The 9,984-nt window shown below is 58.2% G+C and carries 5 protein-coding genes; 3 read left to right on the top strand and 2 right to left on the bottom strand.

Annotated elements, in window-relative coordinates:
• Positions 1-209 precede the first annotated feature (209 nt).
• Complete coding sequence (locus CMG77_RS10790) at positions 210-1,517, bottom strand: DEAD/DEAH box helicase (protein WP_286804758.1); 1,308 nt, start codon at positions 1,515-1,517, stop codon at positions 210-212.
• 404 nt (positions 1,518-1,921) lie between these two features.
• On the opposite strand from CMG77_RS10790, the gene CMG77_RS10785 reads away from it, so the two are divergent.
• Positions 1,922-3,175 (top strand): sensor histidine kinase, encoded by a 1,254-nt coding sequence (locus tag CMG77_RS10785; RefSeq protein WP_286876370.1) that lies wholly within the window; start codon positions 1,922-1,924, stop codon positions 3,173-3,175.
• Positions 3,176-3,326: 151 nt separating this feature from the next.
• Positions 3,327-4,808, top strand: coding sequence for a sigma-54-dependent transcriptional regulator (locus CMG77_RS10780; RefSeq protein WP_286804597.1), 1,482 nt, complete (start codon positions 3,327-3,329; stop codon positions 4,806-4,808).
• 191 nt (positions 4,809-4,999) lie between these two features.
• Here the strand turns inward: CMG77_RS10780 and CMG77_RS10775 are convergent, their stop codons facing one another.
• Positions 5,000-6,157, bottom strand: a complete 1,158-nt coding sequence (locus CMG77_RS10775) for a PAS domain-containing protein (RefSeq protein ID WP_286804598.1) — start codon at positions 6,155-6,157, stop codon at positions 5,000-5,002.
• A gap of 41 nt (positions 6,158-6,198) precedes the next feature.
• Here CMG77_RS10775 and CMG77_RS10770 point away from each other — a divergent pair, with 41 nt between their 5' ends.
• Complete coding sequence (locus CMG77_RS10770; RefSeq protein ID WP_286876371.1) at positions 6,199-9,978, top strand: PAS domain S-box protein; 3,780 nt, start codon at positions 6,199-6,201, stop codon at positions 9,976-9,978.
• Positions 9,979-9,984: the final 6 nt, after the last annotated feature.

The following is a 9,984-nucleotide window of genomic DNA, read 5'->3' as shown; positions in this document are numbered from 1 at the left end:
GGACACCTCCAATGCTCTCGGTTCTTCGCACCTTGCTGTTACAGCAAGTTACCGAGTTATGAGGGTCCCCTTTCTTTTTTCTACCTTATAACTGACTACAGAAAGTTACGCAAGAAGCCTCCCGTAGGTCGGATTAGGCCAAAGGCCGTAATCCGACACTCACCGAAAACAAAAACGGCACCCGAGGGTGCCGTTTTTCGTTCTTCGTTTTATGCTCGCCGTTGGCGACTTTTCTGATTTGGTCGACCGCCATTGCTATTCTTGCGGGCGCTGGACGGCGCGTTGTTGCGGGCACGGTTGCCGCCCGGTTTGGCGCTTCGGCCCCGACCGCCGCCATTGTTCTGGCGACCCAGCTGAATGGGCTCCGGGCGAATACTCGGGTCCGGCTCAAAGCCGTCGACCACCACTTTTTCCACGTTGGTTTTGATCAGCTTCTCAATGTTGCGCATGAAGTTGTGTTCATCTACGCACACCAATGAAACTGCAACACCTTCACGTTCCGCACGGCCGGTGCGACCGATGCGGTGGACGTAATCTTCCGGCACATTGGGCAGCTCGTAGTTCACCACGTAGGGCAGCTGATCAATATCGATACCGCGAGCGGCGATATCGGTGGCGACCAGAGTGCGAACCTTGCCGCTTTTGAAATCGGCCAGTGCTTTGGTACGTGCGCCCTGACTCTTGTTGCCGTGAATTGCAGCGGCAGTAATGCCGTCATTCTGCAGTTGCTCGGTCAAGCGGTTGGCGCCATGTTTGGTACGGGTGAATACCAGCACCTGCTTCCAGTCACCATCACCAATAAGGTAGGACAACAGCTCGCGCTTGCGATTGCGATCCACCGGGTGCACCCGCTGGGTGATGCGCTCGGCGGTGGTGTTGCGCGGCGCGACTTCGATCAGCTCGGGCTGGTTCAGCAGCTTGTCCGCCAGTTGCTTGATCTCATCCGAGAAAGTAGCGGAGAACAACAGGGTCTGTTTCTGTTTGGGTAGCAGCTTCAGGACTTTTTTGATGTCGTGAATAAAGCCCATATCCAGCATGCGGTCCGCTTCGTCCAGTACCAGGGTTTCCACCCGGTCCAGTTGCAGAGCGTTTTGCTGTACCAGGTCCAGAAGGCGGCCCGGTGTGGCCACCAGAATGTCCACGCCTTTGCGCAGCGTCATCATCTGGGGGTTGATGCTCACCCCACCGAAGACCACGGTGGAGCGCAGCGGAAGATGCTTGCCATAGGTGCGCACGCTGTCGTGCACCTGGGCGGCGAGTTCGCGGGTCGGCGTCAGGATGAGCGCGCGCACCGGGCGATACTTCTGGCCGGATACGTCTTTACGACTCATGTTTTCCAGCAGCGGCAGGGTAAAGCCGGCGGTTTTACCGGTACCGGTCTGGGCGGCCGCCATCAGATCGCCGCCTTGGAGGACGGTGGGAATGGCTTTGGCCTGAATGGGCGTAGGTACGGAGTAGCCCGCGTCGTCAAGCGCACGCAGGAGTTCGGCGCGAAGGCCGAGTTCAGCAAATGTCATGAAATGTGTTTCCTGTGGCCCGATCCCTGCCCAGCAAATGTGGGTACGGTCTGGGTGAGCCATGATGAGGTATCAGAGAAGAGCGACGCCGACCGAAGGACGCCGAAGCGCGGACTATAACACAGTTGTTTGGGGAGCGCACGGTAGATTTGTTTACCTCAAGAAGCTATCTCGCATGGGGGTCTTTGGTTTTGGTTGCGGCGGATGCGGCCTCCGGCCTCCGAAGCGTCGGACCGATCCGCCCTACGGAGAGCTTGGTGACGGAAAATTGACTTGGGGTTTTATTTGAGTCCTGTAACTTATTGAATAATAAAAGAAAACCAGATTGGCACCCTCCTTGCAAAAACCGATATCAAGCAATGGCCTCGCGCCAGAAACCCGTAACATGACAGAGGGAGTGCCCCATGGCTGAGGGTGCATCGACCATTTCCGAGAAGTCCGCCGCCAGTGCAAGGGCTGACGTGGTCAGTCTGCGTCCGTCGACGTCGGGCCCCGCAGGTGAAGCGGATGGCGCGCGCGATCAGGGCTTTGACCTGTTTGAGGATCTGTCCCAGCGGTTGGTGACCTCCCACGAAATGCTGGAGAGGAAGGTGGCGGAGCTCAGCGGTGAGCTGTCCAGCCTCGAGAAAGAGCGCCGTGAGGCTCAGGTTGAAAAGGAAAAAATTGCCAACCGTCTCGATAACCTGATCAATTTTCTGCCCGGCGGGGTGATTGTGCTCGACTCCACGGGGCGGGTCACTGAAGCTAATCCGGTGGCCGTGGACCTTCTGGGTGAGCCGCTGGAGGGCATGCCCTGGCGGGAGGTCATTGCGCGCTCGTTCAAGCCGCGCAGTGATGACGGGCATGAAGTGTCGCTGCAGGATGGGCGACGTATCCGTATTGCGACCCGCAACCTGGGTGTCGATGGCCAGATCATTCTTCTGACGGACCTGACCGAAACCCGGCGGTTACAGAGCGAGCTCAGTCGGCACGAACGGCTGTCGGCCCTGGGCAAAATGATGTCCGCACTGGCACACCAGATCCGTACACCGCTCTCGACCGCCATGTTGTATGCAGGACACCTGCGCAATAGTGAGCTGGACGAGTCACGTCGCGGTGAGTTTACCGACAAATTATCCAGCCGACTCAATCACATCGAGCGACAGATTCAGGACATGTTGCTGTTCGTGAAAGGCGAGCTGCCCCTGAATGATTACGTCACCGTTGAGGATCTGCAAAATGGCCTGGCGGAAGCGCTGGAAGTGCCGCTGAACACCTCCGCCAGCCACTGCCAGTGGTTGAACAGTTGTGCCCACGTGCATCTGCGTTGCAATCGCGAAGCGCTGATTGGTGCTTTGCAGAATCTGGCGAACAACAGCATTCAGGCGGTCGGTAAAGGCGCCGAGCTGTTGATCAATTTCAAACATGAAGTGGTGCAAGGCCAACATTGGTTGGCGATTCATCTGACTGACAAAGGCCCGGGCATTGATCCGGAATTGTTGCCGCGGGTGCGGGACCTGTTTGTGACCACCAAATCCCAGGGTACCGGTCTCGGGTTGGCGGTGGTGCAGGCGGTTTCGAGAGCGCACGGCGGTGCCTTTGATTTGCGCTCGGAGGTGGGGCAGGGCACCAGTGCAACCGTGTTGTTGCCGCTGACACAGCCATTGCCGTGGAGTTAGATGATGTCGGGTTACGCTTCGCTAACCCGACCTACGGAAACGACGCTGCCAACTTTTAGTAGGTCGGGTTAGCGAAGCGTAACCCGACAAAAACCCGACCCGACTAAAACATTGATCCATTAGCTATTTGAACAATCCACTGGAGAATCACATGGCGCAAGCAGCAAGACAGGCATCCCCGGCTATGGCCCGGCCCCGCATTCTTGTGGTTGAAGACGATGCGGATCTGCGGGAAGCGCTGACCGATACGCTGGAACTGGCGGACTACGAGGTGCTGCAAGCCGACAGCGGTGAACGGGCGCTGGCGACACTGAACGCCGATAGTGACTGCCAGATGATTGTCTCGGACGTCAATATGGGCGGCATGTCCGGGCAGGAATTGTTGCAGGCGGTAAAGCAACAGTATCCGCAAATTCCCATGATGTTGATCACGGCCTACGCGAGCATCAATCAGTCCGTTGATGCCATCAAGCAGGGCGCGGTCGACTATCTTGTCAAACCCTTCGAGCCCGCCTTATTGGTGGATACCCTGGCGCGTCACCTCGGCTCCGCGCCGGTGGGTGATGAACCTGTGGTTCAGGCGGCGTCCAGTCAGCGGCTTCTGCAATTGGCGCAGCGCGTGGCGCAGTCAGAGTCGACGGTACTGATTCTCGGAGAGTCCGGCACCGGGAAAGAGGTGTTGGCGCGTTATATTCACAACCACTCGCCGCGTCATCAGAAACCGTTTGTGGCGATCAACTGTGCGGCCATTCCCGAGAACATGCTGGAAGCGATGCTGTTCGGCCATGAGAAAGGCGCATACACAGGCGCTCATACCAGCGCGCCAGGCAAGTTCGAGCAGGCCAACGGCGGGACCTTACTGCTGGATGAAATTTCCGAGATGGATGTGGGGTTGCAAGCCAAATTACTGCGGGTTCTGCAGGAGCGTGAAGTTGAGCGTCTGGGCGGCCGAAAGACCATCCCGCTGGATGTTCGGGTGATCGCGACCTCGAACCGTGACATGCGCGAACAGGTGGCCAAGGGCCTGTTCCGGGAAGACCTTTACTATCGATTGAGCGTGTTGCCCCTGCAGTGGGCACCGCTGCGGGAGCGACGCGAGGATATCGTGCCCCTGGCGGAACAACTGTTGCGCAAGCACGCGCAAAAACAGCGACGCGGTTGGGTGCAACTGACCGATTCCGCTCGCCAGGCGCTTGCGGGTTACGACTGGCCGGGGAACGTACGCGAGCTGGATAACGTCATGCAGCGAGCTCTGATTCTGCAGCCCGGTGATCTCATTCAGGCGGAGGATCTCGGGTTGGAAGCGGATAGAGCCTATGCGGATCTGGCTTCGGGGGGAAGCGCGGGTATGACCGTGAATGACGCTGACCCGATGGCGTTCACCCCAGTGTCTGAACCGGTATCGCTTCCACACCAGGGAATCCGGACGCCGGTGTCTGATGTGTCAGAGGAAAAGCCGGCGCTGGGGAGTGATCTGAAGCGCCGGGAGTTTGAGATTATCGTCAATACGTTAAACAGTGAGCGCGGTAGTAAGAAGCGTACGGCGGAAAGGTTGGGGATCAGCCCGAGAACATTGCGGTATAAAATGGCTCGTCTTCGTGAGGCCGGTTTTCCGGTGGATGGTTTGGCGTAGGGTAACCCATTTGGTGCCAGTGTGAGATTTGGGTTACGGCGGATGCGCGCCTTGCGGCGCTTATCCGCCCTACGGATAGCACAGAGGTTGCGTCGCATCCGCCGTAATCTCTGCGGTCTGCGTAGTGCGGATAAGCGCAGCGCATCCGCCGTCACCAAAACCCAACATGAAACTGCACCAAGCGGTACCGCTCAGACCTTTACCGCTGACTCTGGAATTTCGACGGCACTACCATACCATTTGATAATATTACCGTTGATATCCCGCGCCGGCGTTGCCTGAACCTGATGCCAGCGGTATTGCCCGTCGTAACGGCGAATTCGAAACTGAATATCGTAGGGTTTGCCATTCTGAATACATTGCGTCCAGGTCTGAACGCAACGCTCCTGATCGTCCGGATGCAGCAGCGTCAACCATTCGCCCGGCGCTGAAAGCGACTCGCGAGGGACACCGGAAAAATCACTGAGCGCCTGGTTGAAATAATCGATCGAACCATCGGGCAGTGCACTCCATACCGTCACCGGTAGCGCATCCAATTGCGACTGCAGCGCGCGGGCGCTTTCCGCAAACCGGTTGTTGGACAGCGTGGTTCCGGTCAGGTCCTGCAGCGTGCCGACAACCCCGATTTGTACACCCTGGGTATCGAACAGGGGGCGCCCCGAGGTCTGTACCAATCTTTTCTGTCCGCTGCGAGTGACCAGCGGTAACTGTTGTATGTAGGGCTTTCCATGCTGAACACAGTCGTCGAATGCGGCGACCACTTGCGTGCGACCGGGTTCCGGAAAAAAGCTCAAGGCGCCATCGGCCGGTGGTGGTTCTCCTGGTGATAAACCAATTATCGGGTTAATCAGTTCCGAGCGGTGAAATGTCTGGCTGGCCTTGTCATAACACCAGTAACCGATGCCGGTCTGATGGCTCAGCATGTCGAGCGTAGACTGAGCCTGTTGCAGGTGCCGTTGGTTGGGTTCAAGTTGACGTCGGGTGTCGCCCAGCGCATCGCGGGTTGCCAGCCAACGCAGACTGACGGTCAATGTTACGCTGATAGCAATAAGGCTGAGTAGGCGGTTGGCCAGCACCGCCACCAGAGGGAACCCGTCGGGAAGGTCCGCAAGTAACAGGCCGGCGCTGCACATCAGAAGCGACCAAAGTCCTATGCGTAGAACCCAATCCCGATCACGAGTCTGATTGGCCAGGGCGATGACCAGAAGGTATAGAATACCGTGGGCGACCCCAAGTGGCGTCACGATATCGGCGGCAAAAACAATTGCAAGGAAGAAGATCGAAAATCGCCGATATTTTGGCGCGTTGCGACGGGTGTCGCTTTGTTCACTTTGGTTTACACTGATCATATACCAACGGCTCTTTATGGGCGCGCGTGAGTCTCAGCCGAATGAAACCACAGTCAAATAAAATAGTCGAGCGACTGGCGGCTCAGAGAACCTATGCAATGGTCCTGCGCTGGGCCACCCTGTCCTTGGGGTTGCTGATCCTGGGGCTGCACTTTCAGGAGTTCTCTTCCGAATCCGGCCTGTTTTCCTGGCGCACTGAATCTTGGTGGCGCTACGTTGGGGAGGCTGCGCTGCTTGTGTTGATTCTCGTGCTGGTCATGTTGGTCGCGGCCAACGACCGACGGCGTCAGGCGTTGGAGCAGGCGCTCGATAATGAGTTGGTGTTGTTTCGTCAGTTGGCGGAGAGTGTCGAAGAAGTCTTCTGGCTGACTGATGTAGAAACCGGTCAATTATTGTATGTCTCCCCGGCCTATGAATCTTTGTGGGGCCGATCCCGGGCGTCGTTGCTGGTCAACCCGGAGCAGTGGTTTAACGCAGTGGTTCCCGAGCATCAAGGACGTGTCGCCGAGATGCGTGCTCAGCAAATCGGCGGTCGTTATGACATCGAGTACGAAATCCAGCGCCCTGATGGGAGTCGGCATTGGGTGCACGACCGCGCCTTCCCGGTGCTCAATGATCAGGGGCAGGTGGTGCGTCTTGCGGGATTTGCATCGGATATTACGGATCAACGATGGCTCTCGCAGCAATTGGTGGATCAGGATCGCCTGCTGAATATCGCCACCCAGATGGCCCGGCTCGGCGGTTGGTCGGCGGACATGATTGCCGAGCGGATGACATTGAACGACGAAGCCTGCGCCATTTTTGATGTGCCGTCCGGCACTGTGTTTACCCTTGAACAGGCCCTCAGTTATTACACGCCGCAATTTCAACGCCGAGTGTCCGTGGCGGTGGACCATGTGTTGCAGGAAAAGGCCTTTTTAGACCTTGAGGCGCAGATTGTCACCGCGCTGGGCCGCTATGTCTGGGTTCGTGTGCAGGCGCACCCGATATTGAATCAGCGGGGAGACGTGGTGCGTCTGGAAGGGGCGGTTCAGGATGTGACCGAGCGCAAACACGCTTCGTCCCTGCTGGCCCAGGGGGTGCAGCGCTTTCGTGAATTTGCCAACGCCATGCCCCACCTCGTCTGGACGGCGGACCTGGCCGGGCGCCTGGATTACGGCAATCGGATGCTGGAGGAATTTCTCGGCTGCGAGCACGACGATCCACTGTTGGATGATGTCTGGCGGGACGCGATTGAACCCGTCGACCAAGGTCGTTATAACCTGGCCTGGGATATGGCACTCGACCAGGGAGGGCGACTGGATCTGGAGATTCGCCTGCGCCGGTTCGATGGCTATTGGCGCTGGCACGCCATTCAGGCCATGCCCATCAAGGACCCGAATGGTAAAACCATCAAATGGTACGGCAGCGCCATCGACGTCCACGAACGTCGGGACAGTGAAGAGCGGGCCAAGCAGTTGGCCGAGCGTCTGGCCACCACCCTGGAAAGCATCACCGACGCATTTTTTACCGTCAACACGGACTGGGTGTTCACCTATGTGAACCGGGAGGCGGAGCGGCTGCTGGAGCGTTCCCGGGATGAACTGCTTGGGATGAGCCTGTGGGAAGCCTTTCCCGAGGCACTGGGGACCGATTTTGAAACCTACTATCGCCAGGCGATTGAAACCGGCATAAAAGTGTCGTTCGAAGCCTATTTTGAGCCTTTGGGCTACTGGGCTTCGGTTAATGCCTACCCGTCCTCGGACGGTCTTGCCGTGTACTTTCAGGATGTGACCGAGCGGCGTCGTGCGGAAGAAGAGCAGCAGCGTATTCAGGAGCTGGAGCGCTCACGGGAGCTGGCGGAGCTGGCCAGTGCCACCAAATCCCAGTTCCTGGCCACCATGAGCCATGAGGTCCGGACGCCCATCAACGGGATTGTGGGGATGGTGGATGTGCTGCATCAGACCAGCCTGCGGGGTCATCAGGTAGAAATGGTGGACATTATCCGTGAGTCGGCTCAATCCTTGCTGGGAATTGTGGACGATATTCTGGATTTCTCGAAAATCGAAGCAGGCAAGCTGGAGTTGGCTCCGGTTGCATTTTCCCCCGCAGCCCTGGTGCGCAGTGTCTGTCTATTGTTGGATCGGATGGCGCTCAATCAGGATGTGGAATTGACAGTATATACGGACCCGGCACTGCCCGCCCAAGTGTTGGGGGATGAGCTCCGCCTGCGCCAGGTCCTGATGAACTTGCTCAGTAACGCGATCAAGTTTTCCTCCAAACTGGATCGGCAGGGGAAGGTGGCGGTCCGCCTGTATATGAGTGGCCGTTCGGAGGAGGTGGTGGACCTTTCCTTTCATGTGATCGATAACGGCATCGGCATGAACTCCGCCACCCAGGCCCGTCTGTTCAGCCCCTTCTCGCAAGGGGATGTTTCTACCACGCGCGAGTATGGTGGTACCGGTCTGGGGTTAAGCATCAGTTACAGCCTGGTGCGAGCTATGGACGGTGATATCAAAGTGTCAAGTGAGCCGCAGAAAGGTTCAGAGTTCCGGGTGGCGGTGCGCTTGCCGATCATTGCGGACGAGACGCCGGTGTCCGTAGTACCGGATCTGCAGGACGCCTGCTGTGTGGTATGGCCCGACTATCAGGGGGAGGATTGGTCGGCTTACCTGCGGGCGGCTGGCGCTCGCGTCTATCGGCCCGAGGAAGTACCCGAGGCTGCCACCCATGATTCGGCGTTATGGTTGCTGGTGTGCGATACGGGGCTTGAAGGTGCCGGGTCGATCCGGTGGGCCGAGGAGGTTGCGGTACCCGTGCGGCCAGCGAACTACCATTGGCTATTGATTGGGCGTGGTTACCGGCGTCGGATGCGGGAAGAGGGGATGGGGCTGTTTGGCATTGATAGTAACAGCCTCTCCCGGTTGGCCTTTCTTCAAGCAGCGGCTGTCGCTCTTGGGCGACAGAGTCAGGAAGTCACCGAGCCCAAACCAGAACACCGCCTTGGCCAGGCCGTTGTGCCGGAGCGCGAGCAGGCACGGCTGGAGGGCCGCCTCGTTCTGGTGGCGGAAGACAACGAAACGAATCAGCGAGTGATTCAGCGGCAGTTGGCCATGTTGGGGTTTGCCGCCGATCTGTGTGACGATGGCCACCAAGCACTGCGCCGTTGGCATCAAGTAGGCCATGGTTATGCCTTGGTGTTGACTGACCTGCATATGCCGGGGATGGACGGCTATGCATTAACCGCTGCCATTCGTCGGGAGGAAGCGGAACAGGGTGGAGTCAGCCCCGTGCCGATTTTGGCGCTGACCGCCAATGCCGTCACCGGCGAGGCGGAGCGTTGCGAACAGCTGGGCTTCGACGACTATCTGATAAAACCGGTGTTGTTAGATACGCTAAAAACGTCTCTGGAACGCTGGACCCATCTGTCGGATCAACAGCCGGCTATCCGTTGTACCGATAGCGGTCGCGTCGTACTGGTTTCCGAGGCCCTGGACCTGAGGGTTCTGCAGGATCTGATCGGGGGCGATGACGAGCTGCTGGCGGAGTTTGTGGAAAGTTTTCGCACCAGCTCGGACGAGCTGGTGGCCCGACTGCGCGAAGCCGCCGGTCAGGGCCGTTGGGAGAGTGTGGCCGACGCGGCGCATTCTCTTAAGTCTTCGGCCCGGTCTGTGGGCGCAATGGCACTGGCGGATCGATCTCTGGCTTTGGAGCGCTGGGGACGAGGGGCGGAAAAAGACGAATCCCTGGCCAGTGAATTACTGAATAATTTTGAGGTTGAGTGGCGTCGTGTCCAGACGGCATTGCAGCAGGTGCAAATCTATTTGAGTGAGCGGCGATGAGAGAGC

The organism is Marinimicrobium sp. (assembly GCF_002695945.1).
GTDB lineage: Bacteria > Pseudomonadota > Gammaproteobacteria > Pseudomonadales > Cellvibrionaceae > Marinimicrobium > Marinimicrobium koreense.
Note: the sequence above shows the minus strand (reverse complement) of the source record. Positions and strands in the feature narration are given on the sequence as shown.